This is a genomic window from Candidatus Eisenbacteria bacterium (assembly GCA_013140805.1).
In the GTDB taxonomy this organism is placed as follows: Bacteria; Eisenbacteria; RBG-16-71-46; order RBG-16-71-46; family RBG-16-71-46; genus JABFRW01.
The window spans coordinates 14324-34871 of the sequence record JABFRW010000031.1 but is presented as its reverse complement, the minus strand read 5'-3'; the positions used below and the strand labels follow the sequence as shown (position 1 = coordinate 34871).

General features: G+C 65.3%; 16 protein-coding genes. 10 read left to right on the top strand and 6 right to left on the bottom strand.

The annotated features are described in order from the left end of the window. Positions 1 to 8 precede the first annotated feature (8 nt). The 3 genes from HOP12_03290 to HOP12_03280 are packed head-to-tail and all read left to right on the top strand — an operon-like array spanning position 9 to position 3637. On the top strand, positions 9 to 710 hold the full coding sequence (locus tag HOP12_03290; GenBank protein NOT33174.1) for an ABC transporter ATP-binding protein: 702 nt from the start codon (positions 9 to 11) through the stop codon (positions 708 to 710). Next, complete coding sequence (locus HOP12_03285) at positions 707 to 3091, top strand: FtsX-like permease family protein (protein ID NOT33173.1); 2385 nt, start codon at positions 707 to 709, stop codon at positions 3089 to 3091. Before HOP12_03290 ends, HOP12_03285 begins: the two co-directional genes overlap by 4 nt. A 60-nt stretch (positions 3092 to 3151) precedes the next feature. Beyond that, a complete protein-coding gene (locus tag HOP12_03280) occupies positions 3152 to 3637 on the top strand; it encodes a hypothetical protein (GenBank protein ID NOT33172.1) in 486 nt (161 codons plus the stop codon). Positions 3638 to 3691: 54 nt separating this feature from the next. Here the strand turns inward: HOP12_03280 and HOP12_03275 are convergent, their stop codons facing one another. From HOP12_03275 to HOP12_03265, 3 genes are read right to left on the bottom strand one after another with little or no spacing between them, the layout of a single operon-like run. Next, a complete protein-coding gene (locus tag HOP12_03275; protein NOT33171.1) occupies positions 3692 to 4591 on the bottom strand; it encodes a glycosyltransferase family 2 protein in 900 nt (299 codons plus the stop codon). After that, a complete protein-coding gene (locus HOP12_03270) occupies positions 4588 to 5847 on the bottom strand; it encodes an FAD-dependent oxidoreductase (protein NOT33170.1) in 1260 nt (419 codons plus the stop codon). Before HOP12_03270 ends, HOP12_03275 begins: the two co-directional genes overlap by 4 nt. Before the next feature lie 26 nt (positions 5848 to 5873). Further along, the gene (locus HOP12_03265; protein NOT33169.1) at positions 5874 to 7946 is read right to left on the bottom strand and encodes a M13 family metallopeptidase; all 2073 of its coding nucleotides are present in this window, start codon (positions 7944 to 7946) and stop codon (positions 5874 to 5876) included. A gap of 370 nt (positions 7947 to 8316) precedes the next feature. Between HOP12_03265 and HOP12_03260 the strand changes: the two genes are divergently transcribed. Then, a complete protein-coding gene (locus HOP12_03260; protein ID NOT33168.1) occupies positions 8317 to 11088 on the top strand; it encodes an insulinase family protein in 2772 nt (923 codons plus the stop codon). Positions 11089 to 11162: 74 nt separating this feature from the next. On the opposite strand, the gene HOP12_03255 is transcribed toward HOP12_03260, so the two are convergent. Further along, positions 11163 to 11306, bottom strand: coding sequence for a hypothetical protein (locus HOP12_03255; GenBank protein NOT33167.1), 144 nt, complete (start codon positions 11304 to 11306; stop codon positions 11163 to 11165). 353 nt (positions 11307 to 11659) lie between these two features. On the opposite strand from HOP12_03255, the gene HOP12_03250 reads away from it, so the two are divergent. Both HOP12_03250 and HOP12_03245 read left to right on the top strand, forming a co-directional pair. Then, positions 11660 to 12706, top strand: a complete 1047-nt coding sequence (locus tag HOP12_03250) for a BON domain-containing protein (GenBank protein NOT33166.1) — start codon at positions 11660 to 11662, stop codon at positions 12704 to 12706. Between the two features lie 140 nt (positions 12707 to 12846). After that, positions 12847 to 14490 carry a phosphatase PAP2 family protein gene (locus HOP12_03245; protein NOT33165.1) on the top strand — a complete coding sequence of 548 codons (1644 nt, stop codon included), beginning with the start codon at positions 12847 to 12849 and terminating at the stop codon, positions 14488 to 14490. 84 nt (positions 14491 to 14574) lie between these two features. On the opposite strand, the gene HOP12_03240 is transcribed toward HOP12_03245, so the two are convergent. Then, the gene (locus HOP12_03240; GenBank protein ID NOT33164.1) at positions 14575 to 14880 is read right to left on the bottom strand and encodes a YtxH domain-containing protein; all 306 of its coding nucleotides are present in this window, start codon (positions 14878 to 14880) and stop codon (positions 14575 to 14577) included. Positions 14881 to 15249: 369 nt separating this feature from the next. Here HOP12_03240 and HOP12_03235 point away from each other — a divergent pair, with 369 nt between their 5' ends. The 4 genes from HOP12_03235 (at position 15250) to HOP12_03220 (ending at position 19626) form a co-directional block, all read left to right on the top strand. Continuing rightward, complete coding sequence (locus HOP12_03235; protein ID NOT33163.1) at positions 15250 to 15828, top strand: outer membrane beta-barrel protein; 579 nt, start codon at positions 15250 to 15252, stop codon at positions 15826 to 15828. A 224-nt stretch (positions 15829 to 16052) separates the two neighbouring features. Then, the gene (locus HOP12_03230; protein NOT33162.1) at positions 16053 to 17750 is read left to right on the top strand and encodes a hypothetical protein; all 1698 of its coding nucleotides are present in this window, start codon (positions 16053 to 16055) and stop codon (positions 17748 to 17750) included. Then, positions 17747 to 18190 carry a response regulator gene (locus tag HOP12_03225; GenBank protein ID NOT33161.1) on the top strand — a complete coding sequence of 148 codons (444 nt, stop codon included), beginning with the start codon at positions 17747 to 17749 and terminating at the stop codon, positions 18188 to 18190. The genes HOP12_03230 and HOP12_03225 overlap by 4 nt, the downstream gene beginning before the upstream one ends. 14 nt (positions 18191 to 18204) lie before the next feature. After that, positions 18205 to 19626, top strand: a complete 1422-nt coding sequence (locus HOP12_03220) for a sigma-54-dependent Fis family transcriptional regulator (GenBank protein ID NOT33160.1) — start codon at positions 18205 to 18207, stop codon at positions 19624 to 19626. A 10-nt stretch (positions 19627 to 19636) separates the two neighbouring features. On the opposite strand, the gene HOP12_03215 is transcribed toward HOP12_03220, so the two are convergent. Beyond that, on the bottom strand, positions 19637 to 20509 hold the full coding sequence (locus HOP12_03215; GenBank protein NOT33159.1) for a hypothetical protein: 873 nt from the start codon (positions 20507 to 20509) through the stop codon (positions 19637 to 19639). Positions 20510 to 20548: the final 39 nt, after the last annotated feature.

The window sequence follows — 20548 nt, the reverse complement described above, 5'->3', positions numbered from 1 at the left end:
GTCGACCGATGCGCGCGAAGGCATCCCTTTCGTGGAGGAACACCGTGATCGCCGTTCGCGACCTCACCCGTCAGTTCGTGACGCCGGCTGGCAAGTTTCAGGCATTGAGCGGCGTCACGCTCGAGGTCCGGGCCGGGGAGTTCATGGCGATCGTCGGCCGATCCGGGAGCGGAAAGTCGACACTCCTCAATCTGATGGCGGGCCTCGATCGACCGACGTCCGGAACCGTCTCGATCGGAGGCAATTCGATTCACCAGCTCTCGAATGATCACCTCGCGCGCTGGCGAGGGCGGACGGTGGGGGTGGTCTTCCAGTTCTTCCAGCTCCTGCCGACGCTCACGGTGGCAGAAAACGTAATGCTGCCCATGGACTTCGCCGGCACGCATCCGGGCGGCATGCGGCGCGCGCGCGCCCTCGAGTTGCTGAGCCGCGTCGGCGTCTCGGATCAGGCGGACAAGCTTCCGGCGGCGCTATCCGGCGGGCAGCAGCAGCGTGTCGCGATCGCGCGTGCGCTCGCGAACGACCCTCCTCTGATCCTCGCGGACGAACCGACGGGGAATCTCGATTCGGCGACCAGCGCCGCGATCTTCGGCCTGTTCCGAGACCTCGTGGAGGCTGGAAAGACCATGGTGGTGGTCACGCACGAGCGCGAGGCCGTATCGGGGGTCGGTCGTACCCTGACGCTGGCCGACGGATGCGTCGCCTCGTGAGTGCGCCGCGATGGAAAAAGGTGTGGCGGGATTTGTTCGGACGACGCGGGCGCTCGGTGCTGGTGATGCTGGCGCTCGCCGCCGGGATCTTTCAGATCGGCGTCATGCTCTACAAGTACGCGGTGCTGCAGCCGGAACTGGGCGCCATGTACAGCCGCACCCAGCCGGCCTCGGCGACCTTCGTGGTCGACTCCCTCGACGATGCGCTGATCGCCGCGGTCGGTGCGCTTCGCGGCGTCGCGCTCGCGGAAGCTCGTCCGCTCGTGATCGCGCGGATCCGGGTCGGCCCCGACGAATGGATTCCCGCCATCCTTCAGGTGGTGCGCGACTTCGATCGACTACGCATCGACACCTTTCGTCGCGACCAGGGACGCTGGCCGCCCGCGGCGGGCGAGGTCCTGCTCGAGCGCAGCGCGCTCCAGGTTGCGAAGGCCGCGATCGGAGACTCCGTGGCGATTCGTCTCGACGGAGGCGACCAGGTCTCGCTGACGGTCGCGGGGACGGTTCATGCCGAGGGCCTGCCGCCCGCCTGGATGGAACACATGGTGCCGGGCTTTGTCGGCTGGGACTCGGCGGTACGCGGCCGGACGCACGGCGAGTCCTCGCAGCTGCGCATCGTCGTCGCCGAGCACCCGCTCGACGAAGGCTACGTCCGTGAGGTCGCCGATTCGGTCAAGGCGCTGCTCGAACGGAGCGGGCGCACCGTCGAACGTGTCACGATTCCGACTCTCGGGCGCCATCCTCACGCCGATCAGATGCAGGCGTTCCTCTACCTGCTCCTCGCGTTCGGCATCCTGAGCTTCGGGCTTAGCGCCGTGCTGGTGACCTCGATGGTGCACGCCCACATGAGCGAGCAGCTCCGCCAGATCGGTGTCATGAAAGCGATCGGCGCAACTTCCCGACAGATCGCCGGCCTCTACCTCGGAGAGGTCGCCGTGCTGGCCCTAGGCTCGCTCGCGGTCGGCGTCCCGCTCGGCATCGTGGTCGGAAGGGCCTACGCCAGCTTCGCTGCCGGAGTGCTCAACGCCGACATCTCGCGTGCACCCTTCCCCTACTGGGTGATCGCGATCGAGATCGGCGTCGGCGTGCTGATCCCGCTGCTCATCGCGTGGGTCCCGGTGCAGCGCGCCGCCCGCATCACCGTTCTCGAGGCGCTGAATGACGCTCCGGGTCGGAGGCCGTTCGGAACCCGCCGCTCGGATCGATGGCTGATGCGCAGCACCTGGTTGCCTAGGGCCTTTCTGCTCTCGATGCGCGGCACCCTCGTTCAGCGAGGCCGTCTCGCCCTGACACTGGGCATGCTGGCGATCGGTGGCGCGGCCTTCATCTCCGCGCTCAATGTGGCCGAAGCGTGGACGCGAGCGGTGAATGATGATTTTCGAGTGCGGCGCTACGACCTGGCGCTCCGGCTTGCGCGCCCCACCTCGGTCGAACGAGTTCGCACCCTGCTTGGGGAACTTCCGCTCATCGAGCGCGTCGAGTTCTGGCTCGGAGCCGGGCCCTATCTGATCGGCCCGAGCGGAGTACCCGGATCGACACTCGCGCTTCTCGGACTTCCCGCCGGCTCGACGATGCTGGCGCTCCCGCTGGTGGCCGGGCGGTGGCTGGAGTCCGGCGACTCGCTCGCGGCCGTCGTCAACAACGGCGTGCTCGCGCGCCATCCCGGCCTGCAGATCGGAGATCAGGTGCGACTCCGACTCGCCGGCCGCACACTGGAGTTGCCGATCGTCGGCATCGTCAAGGAACTCACGCCGATGGCGACCGTCTATGCGCCGCGCGAGCTGGTTCGCGACGCGATCGGGCAACCGGATTCCCTGGTGCGACTGATTCAGGTCGTCACCCGCGCGCATGACGACGCCACTCAGCGAAGCGTCGCGCGCAGCATCGAAAGTGCCGCCGAGAGTCACGGCATCGAGGTCGCCGGGATGCACCGCATGCTGGACGTACGACAGGGCATCCTCGATCACCTCGTGATCATCCTGAGTGTTCTGACGATGGCATCGCTGGTCGTGGTGCTGGTGGGCGGCCTCGGCCTCGCCTCCTCGATGACGCTCCAGGTCGTTCAGCGCACTCGGGAGTTCGGCATTCTCGGCACGATCGGCGCCACGCCCTCGACCATCGCGCGACACGTCTGGTTCGAGAGCCTTCTGGTCGCAGTCATCAGCTGGGTCTTCGCGATGCTGCTGGCGGCGCCGATCAGCTATGTGCTCGAGGCCGCATGCGGAAACATCTTTTTCAAGTCCCCGCTGAACTTCCACCTGTCGCTCGTCGCGCCGCTGTGGTGGTTGCTGCTGCTGCTCGTCGTCGCGTCGCTGAGCAGCTTCTATCCGGCTCGCCGTGCCGCCCGGCTCACGGTGAGAGAGGCCCTGACCCATGCCTGACCCGCCATCCTTGGCGATCACTCGATGCGATCGCCGACCGCTCAACACGGAGGATCGATCATGAGATGCATTCGCTTCACGGCTCTGGTCCTGTCACTGCAGTGCCTCGGCGTCGCGGCAGTGGCCGCTGCACCGCCTTCGACCTCCGGCAAGGCCGTGACGTCAGCCATCGAGGATCGCGAGGGCTGGCCGGACACACGTGCCGCAGAGCGCGGCCGCCGCTGGGTGCGCGCGTTCTCGACCGGCGAGGCGGCCATGCGTGAATTCAATACGCGTGAGCTCGCCAGGGAGAGCATCAAGGCAAAGGGCGTCGAGGCCCGCGTCGAGAGCTATCGCAATCTTCGGGAACGATTCGGAAAGCTGGTGCTGGGATCGGTGGTCGAGTCGACTCCGTATCGGATCACGGTCAAACTGCTCGCGTCCGACGCCACCTCGCACGAATTCATCTTCACGGTCGAAGATCGCACGCCCTTCAAGCTGAAGTCGGTCGGCATGCGTGAGCCCGGGCACGGTGGGCACGGCCTCAAGGACTGGTTTCACCACTGATGATGCGGACGCGACACACGTGCGCCGCGGCAATCACCCGCGTGCTACCTGCACTCATCTGCCGAGCTGTTCGGGAACCGGCGCCGCGGGGCGCAGTCCGAGTCGACGCAGAGCGCTTCCCGCCGCTCGGCGAACCTTGCGCCACATCCGATTTCGCACCACGTCCGTGAGCGCCAGCGAGACGGACCACTTTTCGCGAGTGGTGATCCCGCTCTCCCACACTGTCGCGAGCGCCGACTCCGTCACGGCACTCCACGACCGCACTCCGAAGTCCCAGCTCCGCGACAGACTGCGTGCCTGGTAGATCTTCGTGACGAGCGGACCGGGCACCCGTACGAATTCTCCGAGCAGGCTCATGTGAATCAGCCACGGCCAATCGGCCGAGAATTCGCCACCGCGGTGGCGCCTGAGGCCCCCGATGGTGGTGGCGGCGCTCGCTCGAAACACGCCGCGATTCGGAATCCACCACGATCCTTCGATGCGTGCGATCGAACGCGCCCGCTCCGCGCGGCTCGTCGCTCGCTCGAGTGCCAGGTAGCGCTTCTCCGTGCGGCTGCCATCCTGCTCGATCAACTCCACGTCCGAGTAGGCGAGAATCGCGGTCGGATGTGACTCGAGTGCGGCGACGCACTCTTCGATGTAGGTCGGCGCGGGCAGGTCGTCCTGAAAGGCAAAGGTCAGATAGTCAGCCCGTGCCGCCTCCAGCAGCGCGTTCACGTTTCCGACCCAGCCCAGATTGCGAGCCTGACGCATCACCCGAAAGCGTGGGTCGCGTGCCGCGAATCGCTCGCAGATCGCAGCGGTTGCGTCAGGTGACGCGTCGTCCGAGATCAGGAACTCGACGTTCGGATAGGTCTGCCGGGCCAGCGTCTCGAGCGTCTGCTCGATGAACTCCTCGGCGCTCCAGGTGGGAATCAGTGCCACCACGCGCGGCCGGACGCCGATGTCCGTCATTGCGACCCGGCGCCGCGGCGTGTCCGCGCCTCAACGCGGTTCGCGACCTCGACGGCGAACAGCGGCGCAGTGGTCAGCTTGCCGGTATTCACCGAATGGTAGCCATCGTCAGACTCGACTCCGATGCGGGTGCGATCGTGCAGCGCGCTCGCGGCGTCGTCCACGTCGCTGCGGCCGATCGCGACGATTGCGCCCGCGTCGACCCGCAACGTCTCGGAGTCAGCGACACCGGGAAACCAGGCATCGATTCCCGCGAGAATCTGATCGCGGATCTCATTCGCGAGCGCCGTCGGAGTCTCGCCGCGGCACGGTGCGTCCCAATCCTCCGGGGGAACGAGTTCGTGGCTCCAGCCGCGCAGCCCCGCCGGATACCACGAGAGGAAGGCGGCACCACCGCGGCGAACGACGATGTCTCCGTAGCGTCCCAGCACCATCGAGACCGAAGGCGCGCCGTGCAGTCGTGTCGGCAATTGCGCGATCACGCGATACTTGAGGCGATGGAGCAGATCCGCGGGCGGCGCGACGCCGAGCTGGCGATCGAACGCGAGGCGGTGCTCCCAAGTCGCGTTCACGACCTGCTCCGAGTCGATCCGCCACGTCCCGCTCGGGCTCTCTCCCTCGACGCGAAAGCCGTGGCGACCGCGCGTGATCGAGCGAGCGAGGTGCGCGGGCAGGAACGTCACGAGCGGGGAGTCGGCGAGTGAGCGTCGAACGTGCATGGCCAGCACGTCGGTGTCGATTGCGAGCTCCGCGGTCGCGAAACCCGCTTCGAGTCGGCTCGGTTCGAAGAAGGCGGCCAGCTCCGTAGCGGCGAGCGGACGTACCAGCTGATCGAGCCGAAGGCCGAGGTAATCGAGCCCCTCGTCCCCTCGCAGCCACTCGTGATGGCGCGCCTCGACCGCGGCGTAGTGGGAAGCCAGGTCATGCGCCGCGACGACCGAGTCCGCGGCGACGAGATACTGAAACGGCGTCGAGCGTTCGAGCCAGTCGTCGGATCCGTTCATCCAGCTCGCAACGATGCGACGAAACCGCAACGCGCCCTCGAGCTGCAGATCGGCGGTTGCGAGTGAGCGATCGTTTGCGTAGATGAATCCGAGGTGAATCTTGCCTTCGTTGCGAAGGCTCGCCCGATGAATGGCGCAAGCGTCACGTTCGATCAAGGTGCTCGGAAGTCCGCGACGTGCGAGCTCCAGGGCAACCCCGGCGCCCTGGAGCCCGGCGCCGAGCACGATCGTTGAGGCACGAGTCCCGACCATAGGACTCGCACTCTACTCCGTGCCGTTCACCACACCCGAACGCGGGCTTCGGCGGGGCGCCACATCGGGTCGCCCTCCCGAATCCCGAATGCCTCGTAGAACTCCGGCAGATTCGCCATCGGCCCCAGCACTCGCCACTTGGCGGGCGCGTGCACGTCGCTGAGAAGCCGAGCCCTCAGGCGTTCCTCTCGTTGATGCGACATCCAACCGAGCGCGTAGCCGAGAAAGTAGCGCTGAACGGGCGTGAGACCGCCGATCGATTTCCCCTCACGATACTGACGCGTCTTCTTGAACGCCTGCAGCCCCAGCACTACCCCGCCGAAGTCGGCGAGGTTCTCTCCCAGCGACGCTCGCCCGTTGATGTGCAGGCCCGGTAGCGGTTCGTAGAGATCGAACTGCCGCGACATCACTTCGGCGCGCGCCTTGAAACTGCTCTCGTCGGCCGCCGTCCACCAGTTCGAGAGATTGCCGGCCACGTCGTACTGACGTCCGTCGTCGTCGAAGCCGTGGGTGATCTCGTGGCCGATGGTCGACGCGCCCGCGTAGCCATAGACCAGCGCGTCGTCGGCTTCGTCGTCCTTGAGGCCGGGAATCAGAAAGATGCCCGCCGGCAGTACGATCTCATTGTTCGATGCGTTGTAGTACGCGTTGTATGTCTGAGGAGTCATGACCCACTCGGTGCGGTCCACCGGTTTTCCGAACTTGCTGACGGCATCGTCGAACTGCCACACGATTCCCGCCCGAACGTTGGCGGCATAGGAGTCGCGGTTGATTCTCAGCGTCGAGAAGTCCTTCCATCGCGCCGGATATCCGACCTTCTTCGTCATGCGATCCAGCTTCTCGGTCGCTCGCCGTTTGGTCACCGCGCTCATCCACTCGAGCCCTGCGATGCGCTCCCGATAGCTGTCACGGATGACTTCCACGAGCTTGTCGTAACGAGCCTTGGTTCGTGGCGGAAAATAGGCGCTCACGAACAGCTTCCCCATCACCATGCCGAGCGCGTCCTCCTGCGCGTCGAGGGCGCGTTTCCAGTGGGGGCGCTGAGTCGTGCGCCCGTCGAGGATCGTGCCGTAGAACGCAAAGTTCTGCTGGTCGAGTGCGTGGCCAAGATAAGGCGCGTACGTCGAAAGCAGCTGGTAGCGAAGGTAGTGCCGGAGATCCGCAACCGGCGTCGCCATGACGAGGCTGTCCAGCGCGGTCAGGAACTCCGGTTGGCGAATGATCAGGGTGTCGACTTTCGAGAGCCCGTAGCCATCGAGGATCGATCGCCATGCGATGTGCGGAGTGAGCCTCGATGCGACTTCCGCGACGCTTCGTTTGTTGTAGTTCTTGTAGGGGTCGCGTCGATCCTCGAGCTTGCGGCTCGCCGTGGCGAGTGCAGTCTCGAAACTCAGCACCGCGGCCGCTCCACGCTGCGCTTCGCCTGGTTCTGCACCGGCCAACTCGAGCATGCGCGCGACGTGTTTGGGGTATTCGGTGCGAGCCCTGACGACTCCGGCCTCGGGATTGAAGTAGTAGTCGCGATCGGGTAGTCCGAGGCCACCCTGCGATACGAACACCGCGATCACATCGCTGCGCATATCGTCCTGGCCGATGCCGAATGACCACAGGCACCCGGCTCCCTGGCGATTGAGGAACGCGGCGACCTCGACCACTTCGACACCAGAGCGTATTGCGTCGATGCGTCTCAGTTCGCGTTCGAGCGGGGCCGCGCCAAGCTGATCAGTGCGAAGCGTGTCCATCGCCGCAAGCCAGAAGTCGCCGATCTTCTGTGAATCGGAGCCGGGCACCGCGCCTGCACCGGCGGCCGTCTCGCTGATCGAGCGCTTGCGAAGGTAGAGCTCCTCATTGACCTGATTGCCGATTCCCCACGCCGATTCACTGGCGGGAATGGGATGCCGTGCGAGCCAGCCACCATTGGCGTACTGAAAGAAGTCGTGTGCGGGAGACACCGTGGTGTCGCGATTGGCCGCCAGAAGATCCTGGCTCGACGTCGCGGCGGACGCCCCATGGATCGCAACCGCACCCAGCAGCATCACGGCCGCTGCCGCGACGCACGCACTCCATCCGACAGGCTTCGACTTCGACTCCGATGTCATGGCGCCCTTTCGTCGTGACGGCCGGCTTCCTCGCGCTCGGATCGAGCGACGCGGCGCAGCCCCCTCCGTACCCCTTCGATCCTCAGCATAGCCGCACGTCAGGCCGTCACCTCGCGCACGCCGTCACAAGTGCGGTGGATTCGCGACCGAAGTCGGAAAACGGCCGGCGAGCGTGAGAGGTCGCGAATCACGGCGCGCAACCTGCGCTTGCCTGCGCCTGTCGCCCTGCCGCCGCGCCCGGCAGGTGAGGTTGTCGCGCGTTCGGCGGAGGGGCGAAACTGCGGGCTCGTGATCACCCCGCACTTCCTGGAGACCTCTCATGCCTGCATCGTTGCCTATCTCCGTGGCTCGTTTCACTCGCGCGGCCCTCTTGATCGGTTGCATCGCCGCGTTCGCCGGTTGCGACCCGGCACCGAGCAGCGGACCGCCTCACGTCGCTCTCGCGTTCGAAACGTACACCTTGCCGAATGGTCTCGAAGTGATCCTGCGTCGCGATGCGCGGCTACCGATCGCCGCGGTCAACCTCTGGTACCACGTCGGACCGGCGAACGAAGCCGCGGGCCGAACCGGGTTCGCTCATCTGTTCGAACACATGATGTTCCAGGCCTCGGGGCATGTTCCGGAAGATCAGTACTTTGCGATCCTCGAGGGTGCGGGATCCTCATTCGTGAACGCCACGACGGACTTCGATCGCACCAACTATCTCGAGGACGTGCCTTCGAATCAGCTCGAGCTGGCACTGTGGCTCGAGAGTGACCGCATGGGCTTCCTGCTCGATCGGCTGGACGCTGCAAGCCTCGCGAATCAGCAGGACGTGGTGCGCAACGAACGTCGTGAAGCCGTCGAGAACACCCCGTACCAGCTCGCAGAGGAGCGATTGTTCCAACGGTTGTTCCCGAAGGAGCATCCGTACTACGCATGGGTGATCGGCTCCCATGACGACATTCAGGCCGCGAAGCTCGAGGACGTGCGTGAATTTTTCCGCAGCTTCTACGGGCCCAACAATGCGAGCCTCGCAATCGTCGGCGACATCGACGTCGCGCAGACCAAGCAGTGGGTCGATAAGTATTTCGGCACCCTTGCGCGAGGCCCCGAGGTTGCGGTCCCGACCGCGAAGGCGCCGGTGATCACATCCGAGGTGCGTGACACGGTTCCGGATCGGATCGAATTGCCGAAAGTGCTGATGGGCTGGATCACGCCGAATGCATTCCAGCCCGGCGACGCCGAGGCGATCGTCACTGCGCGGCTGCTCGGAGGCGGCAAGTCGAGCAGGCTCTATCGGTCACTCGTCTACGATCAGAAGATCGCTCAGAGTGTCAGTGCTTCGCAGCAGTCGCTGAGCCTCGGGTCGGTGTTCGAGGTCACCCTGACGGCAAAACCAGGGCACTCCGCGGCCGAGTTGGAGCAGCAGTTCGATGGCGAGCTGGGGCGCTTTGCCTCGGAGGGACCGAGCGCAGCCGAGCTGCGCGCAGCCAAGACCGCGCTCTATTCGCAGATGGTCGAACAGCTGCAGCACGTCGGCGGGCTCGACGGAGTCGCGAATGCCTTCAATCGCTACAACCAGTACGTTCAGGACCCGGGATTCCTTCAGAAGGATCTCGAGCGTCTCGACGCCGTCACCGCGAGTGGAGTGAAGCGCTTCGTGACCGAACAGCTCGCTCGCGACCGCCGCGTCGTCATTCACTGCATTCCAGGCGAGAAACGACTTCCTCCCGGACCTCCGACGCCCGCGGCACCAGCGAAGAGCGATCAAACCATTGTGTCGGCGGAACCGTGGCGCAACGAACGCCCGAAAGCCGGCGCGCTCTCGACCACGCCCTTGCCGGCGCCACTGCAGTTCCAACTCGAAAACGGCCTCACGGTGCTGCTCGTCGAACAGCACGGACTGCCGGTCGTCGCAGCCGAACTGGTCGTGCGTTCAGGAAGCGCCGCAGACCCGACGGCCCAACCCGGCCTCGCCGGCTTCACGGCGTCGATGCTCGATGAAGGTGCGGGCAAGCGCGATGCGCTCGGAATCGCACGCGAACTCGAGGCCCTGGGTGCCAGCCTCGGCACCATCGCCTACACCGACGGCAGCGTCGCCTCGGTGAGTTCACTCAAGGGTCAGGCTGCGGCCGCACTCGGCATCATGGCCGACGTGGTGACCTCGCCGACCTTCCCCGCCGGCGAAGTCGATCGGGTGCGCAACGACCGGCTCACCGCCCTGGTCGAACAGGAATCGCAGCCGATGCAGACTGCGATGCGGGTCATGGCGCGCTGTGTGTTCGGCCAGGCGCACCCCTACGGACATCTGTCGCTGGGGTCGTCCGACGCGTTGAAGGCAATCCGGCGCGAGGACCTCGAAGCGTTCTACCGAGGCTCGTACTCGCCCCGCAATGCGGCGCTGGTACTCGCCGGAGACCTCACGGAGTCCGAGGCGCGGCGACTGGCTCGCGGCGCTTTCGGGAGCTGGAGCGGCGATGCGCCGCAATCCCCGGCGCCCGGTGCCGGCGAGCCGACGGACGTACGCATCACCGTTGTCGATCTTCCCGGCGCTTCACAGACCGCGCTGGTGTGCGCGCAGCCGGCGGTCGCGCGCTCGGATCCCGACTACGAAAAACTCAACATCATGAACCAGGTGCTCGGCGGGCTGGTCTCGAGCCGCGTCAACATCAATCTGCGCGAGAAGCACGGCTACTCGTACGGCGCGTTCTCGTTCATTCGGGAGAACCGCGGCGTGGCCCCACTGGTCGTCGGTGCCATGGTCCGAGGAGATGCCACGGCCCCCGCCCTTCGCGAGATCATGCTCGAAGTGGCCGGCATGAAGGCCAGGCCAATGTCCACCGCCGAACTCGAGCTGGCGCGCGAGTCCATCGCTCGCGGCCTGCCCGCATTGTTCGAGACCGCGGCGGACGTCTCCGGCACCGTCAGCTGGCTGTTCCTCTACGACCAGTCGTTGGACTACTACGCGAAGATGCCGGAGCGGCTTGCTTCGCTCACTCCGGCGTCGGTGTTCGAAGCGACACAGCGGGTCCTCGACCCGGATGCGATGCGCGTGATTGCGGTCGGCGACCGCAAGTCGATCGAGCCCGCACTCGTACGTCTCGGACTCGGAGTCGTCACGACCCGGAACTCACAGGGCGGCGAACCGATTCGACCCTGAGCGTCACGCAGCGAGTGGCTCGAAGCCCCCGGTCCCCGGACCGGGGGCTTCGTCACGTCGTCGAATCGTCAGGCTTAGGCAGCGCGCTGTTCCGGATTCGCAATCTGCTCTCCGTCTTTCCATGTTGTCAGCGCGGCGAGCAATCCCTCGATGCAGTCGCTGTCGAGCCCAACCCCGCATTCCCGTTCGAGGATCACGTGCGCCGCCTCGTGACTCATCGGGCGGCATCCTTGAGCAACGCGGGGTGATACAGCGTCTGGCATTCGGTGAGGGCCAGGTGCGGAGCTCGCGGAGTAGAGACTACAAATCCGATGGCACCTGTTACATCCCTGCGGCGCTCGATCGCGGGATGCCGACGCCTCGAGCTCGTGTTTACCGCGACTTCGCTGCGAACCACGGTTGGCATGGAAGGTGCGCTTGTCAGACCCGGCTGGATGCTTCGGACCGACTGCTCACGGTGGGTGTGCAGTCAACCCAGGACGCTTCGGCGCGATGGGCGATCGAAGCACCAGCCGCGTTTATTTCACCGACTTTCTCCCGGCCCTCGTGGCCGCTGATTCAGGAGGAACCCATGAAGCGCAGCCTGATGGTTTCACTGCTGCGATGTGCCGTTGTCACCGTCGCTCTCGGTTGGGCGGCTAGCAGTTCAGCGGCGCCCGATCCCTGGGTGACCGCCAAGGTCAAGATTGCGCTGATGACCTCGAGTGAAGTCTCCGGCCTCCCGATCGACGTCGACACCTTCGACGGGCGCGTGACGCTGCACGGCAAGGTCGCGACCAGGCAGGAACAATCGAATGCCGCGGTCGTCGCCGGCCGCGTCGGCGGAGTGCGTTCGGTTCGCAATCTGCTGCAGGTCGTTTCGTCGAAGGATCGCAAGGTCGTGAACGAGAGCGACGCCAACCTCAAGGATGCGGTCGCGACCGCGCTCAAGAACGAACACGAACTCGACGACAGCCAGGTGAGCGTCAAGTCGGTCAACAAGGGCCTCGTGTTGCTCGCAGGAAATGCGGAGACCCTCGCGGATCACCTGCGGGCGCTCGAGACTGCGGCCCAGGTTGGCGGCGTGAAGCGTCTCGCCTCCGAGATCAAGAGTCCGGATCGCTTCGCCGACCGTGAAATCTGGGATGAGAAGAACCCGCCATCCCCCGGGAACCCGGTCTCCGATGCCTGGATCACGACCGAAACCAAGACGCGATTCATCTTCGATTCGGACATTCCGGCCAGCGACATCAATGTCGACACGCATCGTGGCCAGGTCATTCTCTTCGGGGTGGTCCCGAGCCAGAGCGTGAAGGACAAGGCGCTGCAGATCGCGAAGGACGTGTCGGGTGGAAAGGATGCCAAGGACGAGCTCCAGATCGTCCCGCCGACGATGCAGGCGCGAGCCACGGCGGACGACTCCGAACTCGAGAAGTCGATTCGGACCCGCATCACAGACGCCAGACTCGAAGGGGCGAACGTCTCGGTCGAAGTGAAGGCGGCGGTTGCGCGTCTCACCGGCACCTACAGCAAGCTCGGGGATCGCTACGAGGCACTCCTGATCGCGCGCTCGACCCCCGGAGTGAGTGGTGTGAAGGACGATATGCGGCGAGAGGAAGGCCGCGCGAGCCGCGACTGACCTTCCCACTCACCGGCAACGGCATGAACATTCGGCAGGTCGCGACACGCAGGCGTGGCTCCGGCGGCACCGGGGCCACGCCGTCGCGTTCGGCGCCGCGCGGCCAGAGGCCTCGTGATTCGCGAGGTACGGATGTGCTCGTGGTGCTCAATCCCGCTTCCGCGCGCACCGACGGCAACACACTTCACACCGCGGTTCGCGCCGCGCTGCTTCGACAGCGACTGCGATTCCGGATCGTGCGAATCGAACCCGGCGCGGCCGGTAGCCGCTCTCTCGCCACCACCGTCCGGCGCGCACTGCGAGACGGCTGTGACCGGGTCATCGCGGCCGGCGGAGACGGAACCATCGGCCTGGTTGCGAGCTGCATGTGTGCTCGATCGCGAAGCCGCACGGCGCTCGCGATCATTCCGACCGGAACCGCGAACGTGCTGGCGCGCGAGCTCGGCATTCCCACCACCGTTCCCGAGGCAATCGCGCTCGCCGTGGAATCGCAGACGACCCTCGAACTGGACGCCATGAAAGTCGGGGAGCGACTGATCCTGACACAGCTCGGAATCGGGGCGGACGCACTGATGATCTCCGACACCCGCCGCGCGCAGCAGGAGCGGTACGGCCGGCTCGCCTATCTGCTGGCATTCATTCGTCAGGCGGCTTCATTCCGAAGCATTCACTTTCGATTGAGCATCGACGGAGCCGCGCTCAAGGCACGGGCCTGGCAGCTCATCGTTGCGAATGCCGGGAGTGCGGGAGCACCGCCCTTTTCTTACGGCCCCGGCGTCGATCCAGCGGATGGCGAGGTGGATCTGTGCCTGTTCGACCTGCGCGGATGGCTCGGGGGCGCAACTGTATTCTGGCGGATTCTCACGGGTCGACATCGCCGCGACAACAACACCAGCTACTACCCGGTTCGCGACTCGCTCACGATCGACACCCGTCGCAGTGTGGCGGTCCAGGGTGACGGCGAGCTGATCGGCACGACCCCGATCACGCTGACGGTAGTTCCGCGTGCGATTCGCGTCGTGGTTCCGAAGTCCGGAGCGACACTCGAGGATCATCCCGACGTGGCGGGCACGGCCGACATTCCGCGCGAAGTCTCCAGTGCGACCGCGGAGTCCGCTCCCCTCGCCGCAAACGGCGTGGTCCCCACCACTCCGGCTGCCGCGACGTTGGCCGAGGATCTGAGCGCGATGGTGGCTCAGCATTCGAAGACCTGGGTTCTGCACGGAATGGCCCGGCATCCCATCGCGGCACTCAGTGCGCTCGACGCCGCGATCTACATTCGACTCAATCGCCTCGCGTTCGGCCCTCCGTGGGACTCGCTGCTCATCTGGACCTCGCGTCTCATGCACTACGGAGAGGGTTGGGCCGTCGCCGCGCTCATTCTGGTCGTCCGCAGTCCCGCGCAGGGGGTGCGCGCCGCGGCCGAAATGCTCCCGGTACTGTGGCTGACCATGCTGACCATGAACTATCCGCTCAAACGCCTGTTCCGGCGACGACGGCCGTTCGTGGCCTTCGTCGAAGTGAGAGTCCTCGGACCGCGGCCGCGCGACTTCTCGTTCCCGTCCGGACACTCGGCGGCGGCGTTCGCGGGGGCACTGCTGATGTCGGCGCACGCACCGGGATGGTCACCGTGGTTGTTCGCCGTCGCGACGGTGGTCGGATTCTCGCGGGTTTACCTCGGCGTTCACTATCCCAGTGACGTATTGATTGGTGCGGCCGGGGGCATGGGGCTCGCGGTGCTGTTTCGGCTGCTCCTGCATCGCCTGGTCGAATTCGCTTTCTGAAAACGAAAGGGCCGCGCCAGTTCCGTGACGCGGCCCCCCGCATGCTCGGACTCCCCAGCCGAGCAATCTTCACACTCGGATTCGTCAGACCGATTCGGTCCCCGTCGTCGACTTCACCGTCGAGCGCGCCTTCGAGAGCAATTCGCGTCCGGCCTGTGCCGCGCTCTCGAGTCCCGGCTCCACTTCGTCGGCGATTCGCTTCGCACCGTTCTTCAGGTCGGAGACGCGATCGCGAAGCTCTCCGCTCCAGTCGCGAGCCTTGTCACGGAGCAACTTCCGATTCTCGGCTCCGTTCGAAGGCGACACGAGCAATGCGACGCCTGCGCCGACTACTGCCCCGAGCACGAATCCCAGGATCATCTCGCCATTGCGATCATTGAAGTCAGACATGACGTCATTCCTTTCAGAGTGAGTCGCACGGTGCTGATGACTTTCGCGACCTGCGCGAGGGTCACCACCACGATGCAGCGAAGGCATGAATTGGACATCGATCGGCGACGAATGACTGCACGGTGTCGTACTGCAATCTCGGGGCCACGACCCATATCCGTTGAAATCAAGGGAACTACGGCGATTGAGAGGTGTTCGACAGCCGACTCTCTTGTAAGAACGGGTGTCACGAGGCGCAGAAATGGGGGTCTCACGCGTCATGCCCAGGTCAGCCGGGCAGTGCCGCAACGAGTTCGGCGCGTGGCATGTCGATTGCGCTTAGCTCGTGTACCCCACCGCAACCTCCCTGAACTGCCAAGGAGTTCAACCATGCATCGCATACGACCCCTCACGAATCTGGAGCTGCTCAGCAGATCCGCCATCGGTACGGCGCTGGTGATCTCTTTGACTCTCGTAGGTTCACTTGCGCGGGCCACCGAGATCATTCCCTCGATCGGCATGACCAATGCCGTGGACGAAGGTGACGAGAGCGCGCGTGTGCTCGTCGGCCTGGCGCTCCGACAGAACTTCGGGCCCATCACACCCGAAATCGGGATCACTTACCGCACCGAGGAGCGCTTCGATGGAGTGCTGCGTCAGCGGATGTGGCCGGTGACCGCGTCGCTGTGGCTCACGCCGATCCCGGTGCTCTACGCAGGAGCGGGGGTGGGTTGGTACTACACCACCTTCGACTTCGATCAGGATCGCGTGCCGCTCCTGCAGGACGAGACCCGCCAGGACTTCGGCGTCCACGTCGGCGGCGGGTTGCGATTCCCGATCGCGCCGGCGGCGACACTCGACGTTCACGGCCGTTACGTGATGATGCAGGACCAGGACAGCCGCCTGGTACCGGAGACCTTCGACCCTGACTTCTGGTCACTATCGGCGGGGCTCGGTTTCAACTTCTAAGGGGACCGCAGACGCGATTCGACTGACTCGGCCCCGCCTGGCTCGGTCCCGGCGGGGCCAGTCTTTGCAGCCCTTGCGCGGGGGCGCGTAGGATTTACAATCTCCGTCGCATCGATGTCGGTCTATCGCGGGGGATTTCTCCACAGACCCCCAAGAAACCTCGGAATCCGACGGCTGTTCTCTACCCGGCCGTCGTGGCATGGGGCGTGCCCTTGGAGCCTCACATGATGGACGACCCCGCGCTCTCCCGACTCTCACGTGACTCCATGGCACGGGTCCGAAGAGCCTGGACGCGCACCGGGATGTTCCTGCCGATTCTCATCGGTGTCATCGGGATCGGCACGACCGGCGTGGCATGGTGGCGGGCACGCGAGGCCGCGCAAGCTCAGCAGTCCAGCTTGATGTCGAGCCTCGCCAAGTCCCATCGCGGACGCGTCTACGAAATCGTTCGACGTGATCTGTGGGACTTTCGTGCGCTCGCCGACATGTGGCGAATTCTCGGCGTTCCCGAGCAGGGTAAGTGGGCGTTCGAGATCGAGCTGTTCCTCGCGACTCATCCGAGCGTGGTTTCGGTCGGGTGGGTCGATTCGATGGGAACCCTCAATCGGTTCGCATCGCGCGACACGACACTCGTGTCTCTCAGCACCGAGCAACTCACGCTCGCGGCGACCCACTTGCGCCGGCCCACTCCCGAAGCTGCACGCACCGACACGACCAGCCAGGAATTGACGTATCTCCTTGCGGTCCGCACGCCCGCCGACAGTCTCGGAGTGGCTGTCGCGACTCTGAGTCCACGCGCGTTGTTCACGCAGCTGGGTGCCTCGGCCTCTCCGCTCGTCTCCTTTCGCGTTCGAACCGCATCGGGCAGCGAGGTGTTTCATTCCGCTACCGCGGCGCCCGGGGTCCCGCCGTGGTTGCGTCGCTCGATGGAGTTCACGACGATTCTGGGCTCGGACTGGACGATCGAATACGAGCCGACCCGCGAATTCATGGCGAGCGTCGCGTCACAATGGCCTTCGTTCCTGTTGCTCACGGGATTCCTGTTGTCACTGGCGTCGTTCGCGATCGGATTCCAGATGCTGCGGCTGCACGACTACTCGCGGGCCCTGCGCGAGTCGAACGAGGAACTGGGCGTTCAGCTCGCCTCGCTGTCGACCCGCGACCAGGCGCTTCGTCAGCTCAACGATGATCTGGAGCTGCGAGTCGAACAGCGCACCGGCGAGTTGCGTGAGGCCGTCATCGAGTTGGAGGCGTTCACGCACTCGATCTCTCACGATCTGCGCTCGCCCATCGGCGCGATTCAGAATCTCGCCGCCGTGATCGAAGAAGACTATCGCGAACGTCTCGATCCGGAGGGTCATCGCCTGCTGCTTCGCATCCGAACGGCCGGTGACAGCGCAACACGACTCCTCGATCGACTCACTCAGTTCGCGTGGATTGGCGGGCGCCAGGTCTCCAGAGTTCGGCTGGACATGACGCAGATCGCCCGCGAGTCATTCGCGGTCGTGTCCTCGGGTCCGGTGGTTTCGGGCCCGGTGCGTTTCGAGCTGGCGGAATTGCCTCCGGCGATGGGCGATCCGGAACTGCTCGAAAGCATCTTCGAGAATCTCTTCAGCAATGCGATCAAGTTCACGCGCGATCAACCGACGCCGACCGTGGTCGTGCGAGCCGAGCGGGGCGAGACGGAGAACACCTACGTGGTCTCCGACAATGGCATCGGATTCGATCCCGATGCGGCAGACAGCCTGTTCGAACCATTTCGCAAGTTGCATTCGACCAAGGAATACCAGGGTTCAGGGCTCGGGCTCGCGATCGTCGCAAAGAGCGTACGTCGCCTGTCGGGGCGCATCTGGGCCGAAAGCAACGGCGCAGGCGGCGCGAAGTTCTACTTCGTGTTGCCCGGTGCGCCAGAGCACTCATGAAACCACAGCCGATCATTCTGCTCGTCGACGACGACGATGATTTCCTCATGGTGGCGCGCCGCGCCATCCAACGAGAGGGCGTGCGGGCCGACGTGGTGGTCGCGCACGACGGGCTCGAGGCGCTTCGCACGCTCGGACTCGAGGACGAGGCAGGTGCATCCCCGCGCGCCCGCGACGTCGAGCTGATCATCCTGGATTTGCGCATGCCTTCGATGAGCGGCTGGGACGTCATCCACCGCATTCGCGAGGCACGGCGGACCAGAATGATCCCGATCGTCGTCATGTCGTCCTCGGATCGCCCAGACGATGCGGCGCGGTGCTACGCATTGGGCGCGAACAGTTTCGTGCTGAAGCGATTCGACCCCCGCGGCCCCGGCAGTTACGTCGCCGATGTCGCTCGCTACTGGACTCAATTGAATCACTCGGCCCGGTCCGAGTAACTCGGAGACACACCATGGCGCCCGTCTCGGTATTGATCGTCGATGACGACGAAGAGTTTCGCAGCAGTCTCGCGTTGCTGTTGAACCGTGAGGGTCACTCGATTCGCGAGGCCGGCAGTCTCGAGGACGCGAAGCGACTGCTTGCCGAGTCTACGCCCGACGTGGTGCTCGTCGATCTGGGCCTCCCGGACGGCGATGGCGCCTCCCTGCTCAAGGACGAAGCGGTCGCCGCCCAGTCGGAACTGGTCGTGATCACGGGGAACGCCAGCGTGCCATCCGCGATCGAGGCGCTTCGGCACGGAGCGACCGACTATCTCGTGAAGCCGGTCGAACGCTCGCGCCTGCGGGCGATCTTCGCCAACGTGACTCGAACGCGCGAGCTCAAGACGGAGATTCGCGGACTCAAGCACGAGCTGCGGGATCTCGGACGCTTCGGACGATTGGTGGGCCACTCTCCCGCAATGCAGCGTGTGTTCGACCTGATCGACCGCGTCACGCGCACCAATGCGAGCGTACTCATCACAGGGGAAAGCGGCACCGGGAAGGAAGTCGTGGCGGAGACGATTCATCGCATGGGCTCCCGCAAGGCCGCACGGTTCCTGGCCGTCAATTGCGGCGCGATCGCTCCGTCGCTCATGGAGAGCGAGTTGTTCGGACACCAGAAGGGCAGCTTTACGAGCGCCGATCGGGAGCGGCGAGGCCACTTCGAGGAAGCCAACGGCGGAACGCTGTTTCTCGACGAAGTCACGGAGATGCCGATCGAACTTCAGGTCAAACTCCTGCGCGTGCTCGAGACCGGCACCATCACCCGCGTCGGCTCGTCCGAGGTGATTCCAGTCGACGTGCGGGTGATCGCCGCCACGAATCAGGATCCCCTCGAGGCCATCAAAGCGCGTGCGCTTCGCGAGGACCTCTACTACCGACTCAACGTCTTTCCGATCCAGCTTCCGCCGCTGCGCGATCGCGGGGAGGACCTGGTCATGCTGGCGAACCAGTTCCTCGCGGAAGCCACGGAGCGCCATGGCGTCGAGTGTCGTTGGAGCTCGGAAGCGACTGAGCGCCTCACGAACTATGCCTGGCCAGGCAACGTGCGCGAGCTTCGCAATGCGGTCGAACGCGCGGTCATCCTCTCGGATGGTGTGATTCGACCCGAGTCGCTGCCCGCGTCGGCTCCGATCGACCGGCACGCGACCCATGGGCCGACGCTCGAGGTGCGGGTGGGCGCATCGATCGAGGAGGTCGAGCGACGGTTGATCTTCGCGACCCTCGACCAGCTCAAAGGAGACAAGCGGCGGGCGGCCAAGATCCTCGGCGTCAGCCTCAAGACGCTCTACAACCGACTCAACGCCTACGAGCTGGCCGATCCTCGCGGACACGGCGAGTCCGCTGCGGCCGGCAACGGCACTTCCGGCCAGCTCGCGGCCGAGAGCGCGTAAGCGTCTCGCATCAGAAGCGTGCCTGCAGCTGCGCGATGAGGACGTCGGATCGATTCCTCTGGGCGCCGGTACGGCGACGCACTCCATCGACCAGCAGTCGAATGCGATTCGGAACCAGCTCGACGATGCCTCCGAGCGTCGCGGCCTCGACTCGTCGCGTGGGTCCGAAGGCAGGTCGCTCGAAACGTTCCGCTCGGGCGACCAGTTGGAGCTGCGGCACGACGCGATAGGCCGCCAGCAGGTACCAGCCGAAGTCGTCCCGATCGTGCGCGCGACCGCGGCGATGTCGAAGGATGTACTCGCCGCGCAACAGGCCCCCCTGCTGTTCGATATTCGCCTCGATACCCCACCGCAAGCTGTCGGGACCGTCGCGCGCGAAACTCGCACCCAGCCCGACCTGCGCCACCGGCCGTGCGACGATCCGTGCCACCGCGAGCACCAGGGAGTCGCGGTTGGCGATCGCGTTCTGGCCCTCTCCGTTGAAGACGCCGAGCGAGAGCGTCGCAAACGGTCCAAAGGCGTATTCGCCCATCAATCCGACGTCACAGCGCGGTGCGAGCGAGTCCACCACCGCGGCGAAGTCGGGAGTCTCGAGCACCGGCACCGGCAGCAGGTACTCGCGACTGAACGGGGTCTTGAACTGACCTGCGGTGAGGCCGAACGATCCTCGCGACCATCTGACGATCGCTTCGCGCAGACTGACCATGGCCGGGTTTCGGGCTCCCGCGGAAGCCTCGAACTCGGCAAGCAGTCGATACGAAAATCCGCTCGCCGCGTTGCCATCGACGGAGATCCGCGCGCGATTCAGGGATGCCGTCAGCCCCACGCGCTCCTGCGCGACCTCCCGCAACTGAATGTAGCCGCCGATGCGGGGCAGCTGCACCGCCGGTGTCTACGCGTCGCAACGGTGAAATCCGACAAC